The sequence below is a fragment of the Allopontixanthobacter sediminis genome (assembly GCF_009828115.1).
GTDB classification, from domain to species: domain Bacteria; phylum Pseudomonadota; class Alphaproteobacteria; order Sphingomonadales; family Sphingomonadaceae; genus Allopontixanthobacter; species Allopontixanthobacter sediminis.
The window spans coordinates 1129456-1144084 of sequence record NZ_WTYL01000001.1; the positions used below are offsets into that span (position 1 = coordinate 1129456).

General features: G+C 60.1%; 12 protein-coding genes. 8 read left to right on the forward strand and 4 right to left on the reverse strand.

Going from position 1 to position 14629, the window contains the following annotated elements:
* Positions 1-100: 100 nt before the first annotated feature.
* Positions 101-1909: an aspartate--tRNA ligase gene (aspS, locus tag GRI65_RS05515; protein WP_160755465.1), complete on the reverse strand. Its 1809-nt coding sequence runs from the start codon at positions 1907-1909 to the stop codon at positions 101-103.
* Positions 1910-2107: 198 nt separating this feature from the next.
* On the opposite strand from aspS, the gene rnd reads away from it, so the two are divergent.
* Together rnd and GRI65_RS05525 are read left to right on the forward strand one after the other, a co-directional pair.
* Complete coding sequence (gene rnd / locus GRI65_RS05520; protein ID WP_160755466.1) at positions 2108-3379, forward strand: ribonuclease D; 1272 nt, start codon at positions 2108-2110, stop codon at positions 3377-3379.
* Positions 3376-4272 carry a hydrogen peroxide-inducible genes activator gene (locus GRI65_RS05525; RefSeq protein ID WP_160755467.1) on the forward strand — a complete coding sequence of 299 codons (897 nt, stop codon included), beginning with the start codon at positions 3376-3378 and terminating at the stop codon, positions 4270-4272. Before rnd ends, GRI65_RS05525 begins: the two co-directional genes overlap by 4 nt.
* 18 nt (positions 4273-4290) lie before the next feature.
* Here the strand turns inward: GRI65_RS05525 and pgsA are convergent, their stop codons facing one another.
* The gene (gene pgsA / locus GRI65_RS05530) at positions 4291-4899 is read right to left on the reverse strand and encodes a CDP-diacylglycerol--glycerol-3-phosphate 3-phosphatidyltransferase (protein WP_160755468.1); all 609 of its coding nucleotides are present in this window, start codon (positions 4897-4899) and stop codon (positions 4291-4293) included.
* A gap of 132 nt (positions 4900-5031) precedes the next feature.
* Here pgsA and GRI65_RS05535 point away from each other — a divergent pair, with 132 nt between their 5' ends.
* Positions 5032-6342 (forward strand): MFS transporter, encoded by a 1311-nt coding sequence (locus GRI65_RS05535; RefSeq protein WP_160755469.1) that lies wholly within the window; start codon positions 5032-5034, stop codon positions 6340-6342.
* 324 nt (positions 6343-6666) lie between these two features.
* Here GRI65_RS05535 and GRI65_RS05540 read toward each other — a convergent pair whose 3' ends face one another.
* Entirely contained in the window at positions 6667-7077 is a 411-nt protein-coding gene (locus GRI65_RS05540; RefSeq protein WP_160755470.1) for an EVE domain-containing protein, read from the reverse strand.
* A gap of 254 nt (positions 7078-7331) precedes the next feature.
* Here GRI65_RS05540 and GRI65_RS05545 point away from each other — a divergent pair, with 254 nt between their 5' ends.
* The 5 genes from GRI65_RS05545 (at position 7332) to GRI65_RS05565 (ending at position 12650) form a co-directional block, all read left to right on the forward strand.
* Positions 7332-9002: a putative bifunctional diguanylate cyclase/phosphodiesterase gene (locus tag GRI65_RS05545; protein WP_232843924.1), complete on the forward strand. Its 1671-nt coding sequence runs from the start codon at positions 7332-7334 to the stop codon at positions 9000-9002.
* Between the two features lie 78 nt (positions 9003-9080).
* Complete coding sequence (gene dapF / locus GRI65_RS05550) at positions 9081-9890, forward strand: diaminopimelate epimerase (RefSeq protein ID WP_160755633.1); 810 nt, start codon at positions 9081-9083, stop codon at positions 9888-9890.
* Positions 9887-11062 (forward strand): MiaB/RimO family radical SAM methylthiotransferase, encoded by a 1176-nt coding sequence (locus tag GRI65_RS05555; protein WP_160755472.1) that lies wholly within the window; start codon positions 9887-9889, stop codon positions 11060-11062. The genes dapF and GRI65_RS05555 overlap by 4 nt, the downstream gene beginning before the upstream one ends.
* The gene (gene ftsY, locus GRI65_RS05560; protein WP_160755473.1) at positions 11059-11982 is read left to right on the forward strand and encodes a signal recognition particle-docking protein FtsY; all 924 of its coding nucleotides are present in this window, start codon (positions 11059-11061) and stop codon (positions 11980-11982) included. Before GRI65_RS05555 ends, ftsY begins: the two co-directional genes overlap by 4 nt.
* Positions 11982-12650 carry an inner membrane-spanning protein YciB gene (locus tag GRI65_RS05565; RefSeq protein ID WP_160755474.1) on the forward strand — a complete coding sequence of 223 codons (669 nt, stop codon included), beginning with the start codon at positions 11982-11984 and terminating at the stop codon, positions 12648-12650. The genes ftsY and GRI65_RS05565 overlap by 1 nt, the downstream gene beginning before the upstream one ends.
* A 1-nt stretch (position 12651) precedes the next feature.
* On the opposite strand, the gene GRI65_RS05570 is transcribed toward GRI65_RS05565, so the two are convergent.
* Positions 12652-14589 carry a potassium transporter Kup gene (locus tag GRI65_RS05570; protein WP_408609030.1) on the reverse strand — a complete coding sequence of 646 codons (1938 nt, stop codon included), beginning with the start codon at positions 14587-14589 and terminating at the stop codon, positions 12652-12654.
* Positions 14590-14629 lie beyond the last annotated feature (40 nt).

Genomic DNA, 14629 nt, shown 5'->3' on the forward strand with positions numbered 1-14629 from the left:
TCCCTCTCAAATTGGGGGTTGAAACTTTCCTGTCGCCCTAATGAACCGGACGCTGGCTGGCAAGGGGATGCACGAAACTAGTGCGCGCCCACAACAAAAATCAGCCGATTTCCGCAGGCTTAGCCGCGGTAACAGGTTTTGGTGGCTCGACGATCCGGATCGCCAGTTCCTTGAGCTGCGCCGCAGATACGGTGCTGGGTGCGCCCATCATCAGGTCTTCGCCCTTCTGGTTGAGCGGGAAGGCGATGACTTCGCGGATGTTGGGTTCGTCCGCCAGCAGCATCACGATCCGGTCGATCCCCGGCGCAGACCCGCCATGCGGCGGCGCGCCATATTTGAACGCGTTGATCATGCCGGAGAAGTTCGCGTCTACATCGGCTAGCGAATAACCGGCGATCTCGAACGCCTTGTACATGATATCGGGCCGGTGATTCCGGATTGCGCCGGAAGACAGCTCGTACCCGTTGCAGACGATATCGTACTGCCACGCGAGGATATCCAGCGGGTCCTGCGTTTCCAGTGCTTCCATCTCGCCTTGCGGCATGGAGAACGGATTGTGGCTGAAGTCGACCTTCTTCGCGTCCTCGTCATATTCGAACATCGGGAAATCGACGATCCAGCAGAATTTGAAGCAGCCCTGTTCGATCAGGCCTAATTCTTCTGCGACGCGGGTGCGGGCAGCGCCAGCCAACTTGATGACGTCCTTTTCCTTGCCCGCGGCGAAGAACAGTCCGTCGTTTTCACCCAGGCCTAGCTCGTCATACAGCTGCGCCATCAGTTCCGGGCCGTGGTTCTTGGCGATCGGGCCACCGAACTCGCCGCCCTTGCGGGTGACATAACCAAGCCCGGCAAAACCCTCGCCGCGCGCCCAGTTGTTCATATCGTCGAAGAACTTGCGGCTTTTCTCATGCGTGGCCGGAGCCGGGATGACCCGTACGATCCCGCCGCTGCCGACGATGGTTTCGAACAGTCCGAAGCCCGATTTCTCAAAGTGTTGCGACACGTCGGAGATGATCAGCGGATTGCGAAGGTCGGGCTTGTCACTGCCATATTTCAGCATGGCTTCGCGGTAAGGTATCCGCGGGAAGCTGCCGGACGGAGTTACGGTTTTGCCACCGGAAAATTCTTCGAACACGCCGCCAAGCACCGGCTCCAACGCCGCAAAGACATCGTCCTGCGTAACGAAACTCATTTCGAGGTCGAGCTGGTAGAATTCCAGGCTGCGGTCGGCGCGCAGGTCTTCGTCGCGGAAACACGGGGCGATCTGGAAATAGCGGTCGAACCCGCTGACCATCAGCAGCTGCTTGAACATCTGCGGTGCCTGCGGCAGCGCATAGAACTTGCCGTTGTGCATCCGGCTGGGCACGAGGAAATCGCGCGCGCCTTCCGGGCTGGAAGCTGACAGGATCGGGGTCTGTATTTCGGTGAAGCCCTGGTCCACCATCCTGCGGCGAAGGGACGCGATCACGTTGCTGCGGAGCATGATGTTGGCGTGCACGCTGTCGCGGCGCAAATCGAGGAAGCGGTTCTTCAGGCGGATTTCTTCTGGATACTCCTGCTCTCCCGCCACCGGCATTGGCAATTCATCGGCGCGGCTCTGGACGGTTACGGAACGGGCGTAGACCTCGATCCCGCCGGTCGGCAGGTTCGCGTTGACGGTACCCTCGCTGCGGGCCTTCACTTCGCCATCGATGGTGACAACGCTTTCGACCCGCAGGCCGTCGAGGACCGCCAAGGCGGGCGAATCTTCGTCCACGACGACCTGCGTCAGGCCGTAATGATCGCGCAAATCGGCGAACAGCACCCCGCCATGATCCCGCTTGCGATGGATCCAGCCCGACAGACGGACGGTCTCACCGACATTTTCTGTGCGTAAAGCGGCGCAATTGTGGGTACGATAGGCGTGCATCTAATATCTTTCCAAATTTGCGGCTATGACGCTAAGTGCGCCGCGATAACCGGCAAGCAATCGGAGCGCTGCGCACCCCGTGCGGATGCGCGGGCTAACAGGGGAACCGCATGGCTTTGTCAAGCTGTGCGGCAACGCTTCGTGAAACTGGGCCATCATGCCCGAGGGCGGTACTCCGCCCGCATAAAGAAAAACGTTATGAAAATACATGATTTGATTACCACCACCGGCGCTCTCGATGAACTGTGCGAACGCCTCGCGAAATCCGAATTCGTTTCCGTCGATACGGAATTCATGCGCGAGAATACCTACTGGCCGGAATTGTGCCTGGTGCAGATCGCCAACGAACACGAAGCCGCGGCTATCGACCCGATGGCAGAAGGCATCGACCTGACCAGCCTCCTCGACCTGATGTGCGACAACGAGGACGTGCTCAAGGTCTTCCATGCCGGCGGCCAGGATGTGGAGATCATCTACAATCTGACCGGCAAGACCCCGCATCCGATCTTCGACACCCAGATCGCGATGATGGCGATCAGCCAGTCGGAACAGATCGGTTATGCCAACATGGTGGAAAGCTGGCTGGGGATCACGGTCGACAAGGGCGCGCGCTTTACCGACTGGGGTCGCCGCCCGCTGACCGAACGGCAGATCGAATACGCTATCGGGGACGTGACCTACCTGTCCGAAATATTCCCGAAGATGCTCAAGAAGCTGATCAAGACCGGGCGCGGCGCGTGGCTCAACGCCGAGATGGAGAAGCTCGCCGACCCGTCCAATTACGCTGCGGACGGTGACAAGGCATGGATGCGCATCCGTCAGGCCGGCCGCAATCCGCAAGTGCTCGGACGCCTCAAAGCGATCGCCGCATGGCGGGAGAACGAGGCCAAGCACAAAAACATTCCTCGCGGCCGGATCATGCGCGACGAAACACTCGCCGATCTCGCGGGTCATCCACCCAAGAAGCAGGCAGACCTCGCCAAAGTGCGCGGATTGTCGAACTCGTGGAAGGACAACGACATTGGCAAGCGGCTGATGAACGTGCTGGAAACCGCAGAACCGCTGCCCAAGGCTGAAATGCCCGAAAAGGGCGGTCGCGGGGCACCGCTGGGCAAAGAAGGCGCCCTGGTTGCCGACCTGCTGAAATTGCTGCTCAAAATCCGCTGCCGGGAAATCGACATAGCCTCGCGGCTGCTGACCAAGTCGGACGAACTGGAAGCGCTCGCGGCCGGGGTTCGCAAACTCCCGATCCTGGAAGGCTGGCGTTACGACGTGTTCGGGAAGGAAGCGCTCGAACTGGTCGAAGGCCGGATGGCGTTCACCGTCAAGGACGGCAAAATGGTCATGACGCACCTTGGCGCGGGCGGATCCACGGCGGACGGCTCGGGAGATGTTGATAGCGACGGCGCCGACGATGGAGCCCAACCGGGGGACGACGAACCGTTCCCGGCGCAGCACGCCGCCGAATGAGCACATACCTTCCGACGATCAAGCAGCTCCAGTACCTGGTATCGCTGCACGAACACGGCCATTTCGGGCGCGCCGCTGAAGCGAGCTTCGTTTCCCAATCGACCCTGTCAGCAGGAATCCGTGAGCTGGAATCGCTGCTGGGCGTGACGCTGGTGGAACGCAGCCGCCGGGTTGTCCGCTTCACCCCGCTGGGCGAAACAGTGGTCGCGAAAGCGCACCGGCTGCTGCGGGAAGCGGAAGAATTGTCCGATCTCGTGCAGGCGTCGGGCAAGCCGCTGTCGGGCGAATTACGTATGAGCGTGATTCCCACCATCGCGCCGTTCCTTCTGCCGAAAATGCTACCCCGCCTGCGCCGCGAACGACCACAGTTGCAGCTGTTCCTACGGGAAGAAACGAGCGATGCGGCGGTCGAGTCGCTTAATCATGGCCGGGTCGACTGCGTGCTGCTTGCTCTGCCCTTCCCCACAGGCGACGTCGATTACGAACATATTTCCGACGACCGCCTGTTCGTGGCGTTCCCCAAGAATGACCCCCGCGACCCGCCGGCGATCGTTCCCCCGGAGATGATCGATGAAGGACGGTTGTTGCTGCTCGAAGACGGCCACTGTCTGAAGGCGCACGCACTGGCGGCCTGCAACCGACCGGAATTGCGCTCCAGCGCGGCGATGATCGCCACCAGCCTCCACACGCTGGTGCAGATGGTCGACAACGGCCTCGGCTTGACCATGTTGCCCCAGATGGCACTTGATGCCGGTATCCTGGACAACACCGATGTTGTCGCTCGCCCGCTCAGTACCAAGAACGCCAGCCGCGAGATTGCCCTAATCTGGCGCAAGAATTCTCCCCGCGCGGAAGAATTCAAGCTGCTCGCCGAAGAATTGCGGGCCGGATGAACCGGACTGCCGCTATTGTCAGTCCATGTGTTTCAGGCCGACGCGCAGATAGTCCCAGCCAGTGATCAAGGTGAGGATTGCGGCGGCCCACAAGGCGGTCAGGCTGACCAGGTGGATCCAGTTTTCGGGCCACGTCTGGCAAACATCCGATGACGCAGGGCACGGCGAGCCGTAGACTGCGCCGCCCAGGATCAGGCCGCCCAGCGCAACTAGCTGCAGCGCTGTCTTCCATTTGGCCAACTTGCTGACCGGTACGGAAATCTGCAGGCTGCCAAGAAATTCGCGCAAGCCCGACACAGCGATCTCGCGCATCAGGATGATCAGTCCCGCGATAACATGCATGTCACCGACATACGGACCCCGAAGATATCCCTGCGCGGTCAGCACCAGGATTACCGCGGCGATCATCAGTTTGTCAGCGATCGGATCGAGAAACTGGCCCAGCTTCGAAACCGCCCCGTTCGACCGGGCGAGATACCCGTCGAAATAATCGGTAATGCCCATCAGGCAATACAGGCCGTATGCGAGCGCATAGCCCAGCCGCCATTCGGGCCACCATAAAAGGAAGACCAGCAGCGGGATTGTCACGATCCGTGACATGGTCAGCAGGTTGGGCAACGTCATCATCCCGGCCGCTCTAGCGCGCAAAACGCCCGCAGCAAAGCTCCGCTGCGCAATTGCCTTTACCCTTGTTCACGCAATGCATTGCTATAGAGCGTCACGAATTCGGGGGCAGCCTGGGGGCAGCGGCAGGAATATATGACCACGACCACGCATTTGTTACGTAGCCGGCGTTTCTTGCCGCTATTCGTTACCCAGCTTCTCGGTGCCTTCAACGACAATCTGTACAAGAACGCGATGGTGCTGTTCGTGGTTTACAGCATCTACAACTCCCAGGAAGCCGAAGCCCAGTTCAGCGCCATTGCATCGGGCCTGTTCATCCTGCCGTTCTTCCTGCTGTCGGCCCTTGCCGGCCAACTGGCCGATATGCGCGACAAGGCCGCGATCATCCGGATCGTGAAATTCTGCGAAATCCTGATCATGATCGTCGGCGGCGCCGGTCTGTTCCTAGCGTGGCAAGGTGGCGCGTTGGCGAGCCTTGCCATCCCCCTGATGTTAGCGGCCTTGTTTGCAATGGGTGTCCATTCGACGTTCTTCGGTCCGATCAAATACGCCATCCTGCCCCAGCACCTGCATAAGGACGAAGTGTTGGCCGGCACCGGCCTGGTCGAGGCCGGAACCTATATCGCTATCCTGTTCGGTACTATCCTTGCCGGCTGGATTGCGGTGGAATGGGCTGCGGTCGCCGTAGTCGTCACTGCTATCATTGGCTATTTCTCCGGTCGGCAGGTTCCTCCTGCACCGCCGATGATCGAGGCGGAACCGCTGGATTGGAACCTGTGGCGCTCCTCATTGCAGGTCATTCGCAAGACAATGGACGACCGCCGGGTGTTCCTGGCGATCATGGCGATCAGCTTCTTCTGGACCATCGGGGCGGTGCTATTCATCCAGTTCCCTCCACTCGCCAAGAATATTCTCACTGCCAGCAAGGAAGTGGCCAGCCTGTTCCTCGTAATTTTTTCCATCGGCGTCGCAATCGGCTCGGTGTCGATCAACGCACTGTTGAGGGGTACCGTATCCGCGCGCTATTCGCCGGCCTCGGTAATCGTCATGGGTCTGTTCGTGGTGGCATTTTATTTTGTGTGCCGCAGCTGGGTGCCGCACTCGCCAGACGATCTGATGGACGTCGCCACATTTGTGATCCAGCCGCTTGCCGTGCCCCTTTTGCTTTCGCTGCTGGGCATCGCCGTGGCCGGGGGGATGTTCGTGGTCCCGCTATACGCGTTTCTGACTACCTTCGTGGACAAATCGCAGACCGCGCGCACGATCGCGGCGAACAATATCGTCAATTCAGGCGCCATGGTGGTCGGTTCGCTGCTTGCCGTCAGCCTGAGCATGGCCGGAGTCGATGTAACCGACCAGCTGCTGCTCAGCGCGGCGATGTGCCTGGTATCGGCGTGGCTGGGACGCCTGCTCTACAAGTCGGAGCTCCGCGCAACCTGCGCCTGATACCCGGCTGCGGGGTTCAGGCAATAAAGATCATGACGGCCAGAAGGCATGCGATATAGGCACCGAAGAACCCTCGGACATCTTCCCGGCTGATCACCCAGCGAGGTCGGGCCGGGCCGGGATCGATACCTTTTCGCACATGCGGCGGCAGACTTGCCAAGAACGGATGGCGGGCAGATTCGTCGGACAGGACCAAGGCTTTTCGCATGCGTCGGTGTTAACCCGGTTCTAACCATATTACCCGGAAAAATATCGCTTCGTCACATGGCGGGACATTAAGCCTGATTGTGCAGCACGGCGTTCGGGTAGCACCCGAAGCTGCGATCAGATTCCCGCCATCGACAGGACGATTGACCATTCCTCCGGCCTTACCTCGCTGACGGATAGGCGCATCAGCTTTACCAGTTCCATTTCGGCCAACTGCGGTTCGGCCTTGACCTGTTTCAGGGTAACCGGCTTCGGGAGCTTGGTCTTGGGGACGATACGAACGGCCGCCCATTTGCCTTCCGGATCGGTCGGATCGGTCAAGCCGGCCTCGCTGACTTCAGCAATACCGACGATTTCCAGACCGATATTCGAATGATAAAAGAAAACCTGATCGCCGACTTCCATCGCCGCAAGGTTGTTCTTGGCCCGGTGATTACGGACGCCGTCCCAAGTCCCTTCGCCTTCTGCCATCAGGTCGTCCCAGCCATATACATTGGGTTCGGATTTCATCAGCCAGTAACGCGGCATTAAAGCACTCCATTGATCGGTTCGGTTACCGGAGGGATAGCGACCAATCGACCGCCCGGCTACCTGCCGCGGATAATACTCAAACCCCCTTTCCCCTCACGCGGTTACCTGACCAATTACTCTACCACCATAAGACATTAACCCGATGTTTAGTAGCCGCAGCTATTACCCCTAGTATTAATGATGCTGAACTAAGTAGCTCCGTCCTGAAGGCTACAGAAGTCGCGAGAGAGATGACTGACAAGACCGCCCCTATGAGCGATAAGCAGTGTGCAGCCGGGCGAGACTTCGTTGCGCTCGGCATCTCTGCATCGGCTATCCTGATGTTCGTCGGGATCGGAAGTTCTGTCTTGCCGGAAATCTTCAAGAACTGGGCGGGTGTCGGATCTGGTCCAGACTTGATGCTCGTCAACGCGCTGTTACTGAACATTGCGCTGATAATCTTCGGACGGCGCCGCTACAGCGAATTGCTGGCAGAACTGGATCAGCACCGGAAGGCGGAAGAATCAGCCCGGCTCTTGGCCGAAACCGATGTGCTTACCAACTGTCTGAACCGTCGCAGCATCACGCCGGAAACCGACGCATTGATCGAACAATCCAAACAGGCCGGAAAGCATACCGCCTTCATCATGTTCGATCTCGATAATTTCAAGCAAATCAACGATTGCAACGGACATCAGGTCGGCGACCTGGTCCTGAAGACCACCGCGCAGCGTATCCAGACGATGTTACCCACTGGAAGCTTGCTGGCGCGGCTGGGCGGCGACGAGTTCGCCTGCGTGATAAGCTTTGAAAAATCCTTCCGGTGCCGGGTCGATCAACTGGTCAACCGATTGATCGATACTGTCTCGCAACCTATTTCGACCGGCGAACAAGGGGTCGAGATAACTATTTCGGCCGGCATCTCCACCACCGAAACAAATACCGATCCCGCCAGCAGCTTGCTGGATGCCAAATGCCTGCTGCATTACGCGGACATCGCGATGTATCACGCTAAAAAGCAGGGCCGGAACCGCTACTTCTGGTTCGAAGCCGGGATGGAGCATCAGCTGCGACTGCGTAACGAGTTGGAAGCAGGCATTCGCCGTGGGCTGAGCAATGGCGAATTCGTTCCTTATTACGAACAGCAGATCGACCTTCATACCGGCGAGATCGCAGGGTTTGAAATGCTCGCACGGTGGATTTCGTCCGACCTTGGCATCATCAATCCGGACATTTTTATCCCGGTGGCTGAAGAAATGGGACTGATCGGAGACTTGTCCGACCAGCTGATCGAACAAGCACTGTCGGATGCCAGTCACTGGGATCCCACAATCACCGTTTCCGTCAACATCTCGCCAATCCAGCTGCGCGATCCGTGGTTTGCGCAAAAGATGCTGAAGTTCCTGGTAAAGCACAATTTCCCGGCTCAGCGGCTGGAAATCGAGATCACCGAGACTTGCCTCCACGAAAACCTTGGGCTGGTGCGCTCGATGATCACCAGCCTGCGTAACCAGGGGATCCGTATCAGTCTCGATGATTTCGGAACCGGCTATTCCAGTCTTTCGCAATTGCAGTCGCTGCCCTTTGACCGCCTGAAGATCGACCGCAGTTTCGTCGGCGATCTGGCACGGGGCGGCGGCGAATCGGGCAGCAAGATTATCGACGCGATTATTTCGCTGGGTGACGGGCTCTCGATCCCGATTACCGCAGAAGGCATCGAAGATGAGGAAACTCTCGAGATGCTCAAGAAGATGGGACCGCTCAAGGGCCAAGGCTATCATTACGGCCTGCCGGAAACGAGCGAACAGGTAAAGGAACGGCTGACCAAGCTGGGTCGCTATCGGACCCCAAAGGCAATCGGTCCCTCCGAATTCCCCCAACCCGCTGCGCTCGACGGCCATCTTTCCGAACCTCAGCTTAAAGCGGGCAGCAGCGGCGCCTAAACGGAATTGCGCGGGGAGCCAGCTTGGGCGTAGGCAAAACTGGACGATCCGGCCACGGACGCATAGATGCGCTTGATCATGCGCGTTCCCTTCATCAAGATGCACGGCCTCGGCAATGATTTCGTCATGCTGGACGCCCGCGCCGAACCGCTGCCGCCGATCAGCCATTCCGTAGCCGCGGCATTGGCCGACCGTCAGACCGGGATCGGGTGCGACCAGGTAATACTGCTTCAACCTTCCGATATCGCTGATTTCGCCATGCGGATATTCAACGCGGATGGCGGCGAAGTGGAGGCCTGCGGCAATGCCTCGCGCGCGGTCGCCTTGCTCCACGGGACAAAAGCGGAGGTCGAAACCAGCGGCGGAATTATCACGATCGAACCGGTCGGCCACGGCGCCCGGATCGACATGGGCGTTCCCAAGTTCGAGTGGGACAGCATTCCCCTCGCCTACGCGATGGACACGCTGGACATGCCCGTTGCGTGGGAGTGGCTGGTCCAGCCGGCGAGTGTCAACGTCGGCAACCCGCATGTGGTTTTCTTCGTGGAGGACTGCGACACTGTTCCGCTCGACCGGCTAGGACCGCTCATCGAAACCGACCCGCTGTTTCCAGCCGGGATCAACGTCAATGTCGCTACCGTCGAGAGCACCGAATCAATCCGCTTGCGGGTGTGGGAGCGCGGCGCCGGGCTGACCCGCGCTTGCGGCACCGGCGCCTGCGCCACGGCGATTGCGGCCATGCGGCGGGGTTTGGTCGGGCGCGAGACGCGGATAACCCTTCCCGGCGGCATGCTGACCATCGAATGGAACGATGCCGGACGGATCATCATGACCGGGCCGGCAAGCGAATCCTTCCGGGGGAGTTTCGACTGGGGCGACTACGCATGAAGCCTGCGGAAGTGATTACCTTGGGATGTCGGCTGAACCTGGCGGAAAGCGAGCGGATTCGTGCGATGCTTGCCGGCGAAGCGGACCTCGTGGTGGTCAACAGCTGCGCCGTCACGGCGGAGGCTGTCCGGCATACCCGTCAGGCCATCCGCCGTGCCCGCCGAGAACAGCCCGGCGCGCGGCTACTGGTTACCGGCTGCGCGGCCGATATCGAGCGTGAACAGCTGTCGGCGATGCCAGAAGTCGACGGGCTCATTGCCAATGCCGACAAGCTCGACGCGCGGGCCTGGAATGTCCCCGCCGCCTCGCCGGCCGTGCCTTCCGCCCATACCCGCGGTTTCGTGGCAATCCAGAACGGGTGCGATCACGCCTGTACATTCTGTGTCATCCCGCAGGGCCGCGGAGCGAGCCGCTCGCTGACCATTCCCGGCGCACTGCAGGAAGTCGCTCGCTACACGGACCGCGGAGTTGCCGAGATCGTCCTGACCGGAGTGGATGTAACCTCATGGGGCGGCGATCTCCCTGGCGGCCCTCCACTGGGCCAATTGGTGCTCGCTATCCTGGAAGAATTCCCTTCGTTACAGCGCCTGCGGATGTCTTCGCTCGACGGGATCGAGATGGACCCGCTGCTGTTCGAACTGTTCGCGTCCGAACCACGCGTGATGCCCCATCTGCACCTGTCGCTGCAGCACGGCCACGACCTAATCCTGAAGCGGATGAAACGGCGGCATCTGCGGCGCGATGCTGCCGACCTCGTATACCGGTTGCGCCAGCGGAGGCCGGACCTTGCCATTGGCGCAGACCTGATCGCGGGTTTTCCGACAGAGGACGACGCCATGCATGCCGCAAACCTGTCGATCATCGAGGAACTGGACATCGTCCACGGCCATATCTTCCCCTACTCGCCCCGCCCCGACACCCCCGCGGCCAGAATGCCGCAGGTTTTGGGTCCGGTTATCAAACGCCGCGCCGCCGAATTGCGTACCCAGGTGGCGGAGCGCCGCGAAGAATGGTTGGAAACTCATGTTGGCAGGCCGCTCCAGGTGCTCGCCGAACGCGATGGAACTGGCTATGCGCCAGACTTTGCGCGGGTGGCCGTGCCGGACGGCGTGGCCGCCGGAACGATCGTGACCATTATTCCGAAAACACAAGAAAAGGGTTTGCTCCGATGAGCGAAACAAGCTGGACCGAGCGGGTCTTCGGCGGCTTCCGCAAGACTTCGGAACGGTTGTCGAGCAACTTGTCCGGGGTGGTCGGCACCGCCCGGCTGGACGACGCGACACTCGACAATCTGGAAGATGCGCTGATCGTCTCCGACCTCGGTCCCGCAGCAGCGGCGCGGATACGCGCAAGCCTGTCAGACAAGCGTTTCGGTCTGAATATCACCGAACGGGAATTGAAGGAGGCGGTCGCGGAAGAGATCGCCGAGATCCTGCGCCCTGTCGCGATTCCGCTCGAAATCACCGCCTTCCCCCGTCCGCAGGTGATCCTGGTGATCGGCGTCAACGGCAGCGGCAAGACGACTACCATCGCCAAGTTGGCCCACCTGTTCCAGGAAGACGATTATGGGGTCATGCTCGCAGCCGGGGACACGTTCCGCGCCGCGGCAATCGGCCAGCTGGCGACCTGGGCAGAACGGATAAACGTACCGCTGATCCGCGGACCGGAAGGCGGCGACCCGGCAAGCATCGTGTTCGACGCGTTGAAGGCGGCAACGGATCAGGGGATCGATGCGCTGGTGGTCGATACAGCCGGCCGATTGCAGAACAAGCGCGAGTTGATGGACGAATTGGAAAAAATCCGACGCGTCCTCGGCCGGCTCAATCCCGAGGCCCCGCACGACGTGGTCCTAGTGCTGGACGCGACCAACGGCCAGAATGCGCTCTCCCAGATCGAAACCTTCAAGCAGGTTGCCGGGGTTACCGGCCTGATCATGACCAAGCTGGACGGTACCGCGCGCGGCGGGGTGCTGGTCGCGGCGGCGCAGCAGTACGGGCTGCCCATCCACGCGATCGGTGTGGGCGAGAAGATAGACGATCTGCGGCCATTCGACCCGGATCTGGTTGCCAAAGTCATAGCTGGAATTGCCTGATGCCCAATGAGACACCCCCGACTTCCGCGCCGGTAAAGAAAAGCCAGGGTTCCGGCTGGCTGAACGTTCTGGTCGATTACGGCCCGCTGCTGGTCTTCCTCGGCGTCTACCTCTGGTCCAAGCCCGACGGCGAAAACCTGGCCGGGCAGATTGCCGCTACGATCAAGGGTACTGCCGCGTTCATGGTCGCTGCGATCATCGCGCTCGCGGTGTCGAAGTGGCGGCTTGGCAAGGTTTCGCCAATGCTGTGGCTGTCCACCGGACTGATCATCGTGTTCGGCGGCATCACGATCTATTCGGGTGACCAACGGTGGATCCAGGCGAAGCCGACCGTCGTCTACGTGGTATTCGGGGCCGCTTTGCTGATCGGCTGGTGGATGGGCCGCGCGGTCCTCAAGATTCTGCTCGAAGCCGCATTCGAGGGGCTCTCGGACGAGGGTTGGCTGGTCCTGTCGCGCAACTGGGGCCTGTTTTTCCTGTTTCTGGCCGTTCTCAACGAAAGCATCGTTGCTTTCGCCAGCTTCGAAAGCTGGCTGTGGGCAAAGTTCTGGGTGTTCATGCCGCTCACCTTCCTGTTCACCTTTTCCCAGGTACCGATGTTGCTGAGAAATGGCCTCGGCGCGGAAGGGCTGGAAGAAGAAGAGCAGAATCCGCCCCCGGTGGGCTGAGCTAGATCCGTACCTGGCTGCCGAGTTCCACCACCCGGTTGGTGGGGAGGCGGAAAAACTCCATTGCCGTTGCCGCGTTGCGCAGCATCCACGAGAAGATCTTCTCCCGCCAGATCGGCATGCCCGGCTTGTCGGATGGCAACAGCGTCTGCCGCGACAGGAAGAAGCTCGTCTGCATCATGTCGAACTTTCCGCCGCACATTTCCATCTGCCGAAGCGCAGCCGGAACGTCGGTTTCTTCCATGAAGCCGTAATGGATCACGGCGCGGAAGAACCCTTCGCCAAGATCGTGGATTTCATAACGGCAGTCGGGGTCGACATAGGGAATTTCGGCAATCTGCACGGTCAGGATCACGACCCGCTCATGCAGGACCTTGTTATGCTTGATATTGTGCAGCAGCGCAGACGGAACCCCGCCCGTGCTCGAGGCCATGAAGATCGCCGTGCCCGAAACGCGGGTCGCGCTGTTATGCGCCGATTTCGCGAAAATCTCGATCGGCAGCGCAACTTCCGTCATCCGGTCGCGCATCAGCTTGCGTCCGCGGGCCCATGTGGTCAGCAGGGTGAAGGCAATCGCGCCAATCAGCAGTGGGAACCAACCCCCGTCGGGAACCTTCATCATGTTGGCGGCAAAATAGGCGCCGTCGACAACGAGGAACAGCAGAACAACCGGGGCGGCGTACCACCATTTCCATTTCCACACGCCGACCAGCAACACCGCCATAAGCAATGTGTCGATCGTCACGGCACCGGTCACTGCGATGCCGTATGCGGAAGCGAGGCTGGAGCTGTTCTGAAACGTGAGGACCAACAGGATAACGGCCACCATCAGCGCCCAGTTCATGGCCGGGATGTAGATCTGCCCAGCTTCCGTCTCGTTCGTATGCCGTATCGAGAGACGCGGGATGAAGCCGAGCTGCATAGCCTGATGCGTGATCGAGAACGCGCCGGTAATGACGGCCTGGCTGGCGATGAAGGTAGCGAAAGTCGCCAAGATCACCAGCGGCAGCCTCCACATCTCGGGCGCCAGATAGTAGAACGGGCTCTGAATTGCCTGCGCCGCCGCTTCCGCATCAAGACTGGTAATCATTGCGCCCTGCCCGAAATAATTGAGCAGCAGGCACGGCATGACGAAGCCGAACCAAGACAGACGCATGGGGCCGCGTCCGAAGTGGCCCATGTCCGAATACAGCGCTTCCGAACCAGTCACGGCCAGTACAACCGAACCTAGCGCGAGGAACGCCAGCAAACCATCGGTCAGGAAGAACTGGACCGCATACCACGGATTGAGCGCGGCCAGGATGCCGGGATTCTGCACGATCTGCACCAGCCCAAGTCCGGCAATGACGACGAAGTAGACCATCATCACCGGCGCAAACAGGGCGGCGACTTTCTGGGTTCCACGCGCCTGCAGGATGAACAAGATGACCAGCAGCGTGACGGCTATCGGAATGACGAGCGGCGCAAGGTTTTCCTGCACGACCGTCAGCCCCTCGACCGCAGACAGGACCGATATCGCCGGCGTGATCATGCTGTCGCCGTAAAACAACGAAGTCGCCATCACGCCGAGCAACACGGTCAACCAGCCGTATTTGGTCTTGCCGATTGTGCGGGAAATCAGCGCGACCAGTGCCAGGCTGCCGCCCTGACCTTTGTTGTCCGCGCTCAGCAGGATCATCACATACTGGATCGATACGACCAGCGTCATCGACCAGAAAATCAGGCTGACCACACCGTAAACATGCAGCTGGTCGAGCGCGAGCGGGTGGTGCCCGACGAAGGTTTCACGAAACGCGTAGAGCGGGCTGGTCCCGATATCGCCAAACACAATACCGACGGCACCCACAGCCAGCTTCGTGGTGGAGGCGCCGTGTGCGCTTTCCTTGCCAGCCGGGGGCCGGATCTCATGATTTGCGGCATCGCTCATAGAAATGGAAATTCAGGTCGCATGGCTAGGCTGCCTTTCAAGCGGCGCAAGG

Excerpts from the sequence above, each read along its gene's own strand:
- dapF (WP_160755633.1), top strand. The coding sequence starts at position 9,081 with ATGCGCGTTCCCTTCATCAAGATGCACGGCCTCGGCAATGATTTCGTC.
- GRI65_RS05555 (WP_160755472.1), top strand. The coding sequence starts at position 9,887 with ATGAAGCCTGCGGAAGTGATTACCTTGGGATGTCGGCTGAACCTGGCG.
- GRI65_RS05540 (WP_160755470.1), bottom strand. The coding sequence starts at position 7,077 with ATGCCGCGTTACTGGCTGATGAAATCCGAACCCAATGTATATGGCTGG.
- aspS (WP_160755465.1), bottom strand. The coding sequence starts at position 1,909 with ATGCACGCCTATCGTACCCACAATTGCGCCGCTTTACGCACAGAAAAT.
- GRI65_RS05535 (WP_160755469.1), top strand. The coding sequence starts at position 5,032 with ATGACCACGACCACGCATTTGTTACGTAGCCGGCGTTTCTTGCCGCTA.
- rnd (WP_160755466.1), top strand. The coding sequence starts at position 2,108 with ATGAAAATACATGATTTGATTACCACCACCGGCGCTCTCGATGAACTG.
- pgsA (WP_160755468.1), bottom strand. The coding sequence starts at position 4,899 with ATGATGACGTTGCCCAACCTGCTGACCATGTCACGGATCGTGACAATC.
- GRI65_RS05545 (WP_232843924.1), top strand. The coding sequence starts at position 7,332 with ATGAGCGATAAGCAGTGTGCAGCCGGGCGAGACTTCGTTGCGCTCGGC.
- ftsY (WP_160755473.1), top strand. The coding sequence starts at position 11,059 with ATGAGCGAAACAAGCTGGACCGAGCGGGTCTTCGGCGGCTTCCGCAAG.
- GRI65_RS05525 (WP_160755467.1), top strand. The coding sequence starts at position 3,376 with ATGAGCACATACCTTCCGACGATCAAGCAGCTCCAGTACCTGGTATCG.
- GRI65_RS05565 (WP_160755474.1), top strand. The coding sequence starts at position 11,982 with ATGCCCAATGAGACACCCCCGACTTCCGCGCCGGTAAAGAAAAGCCAG.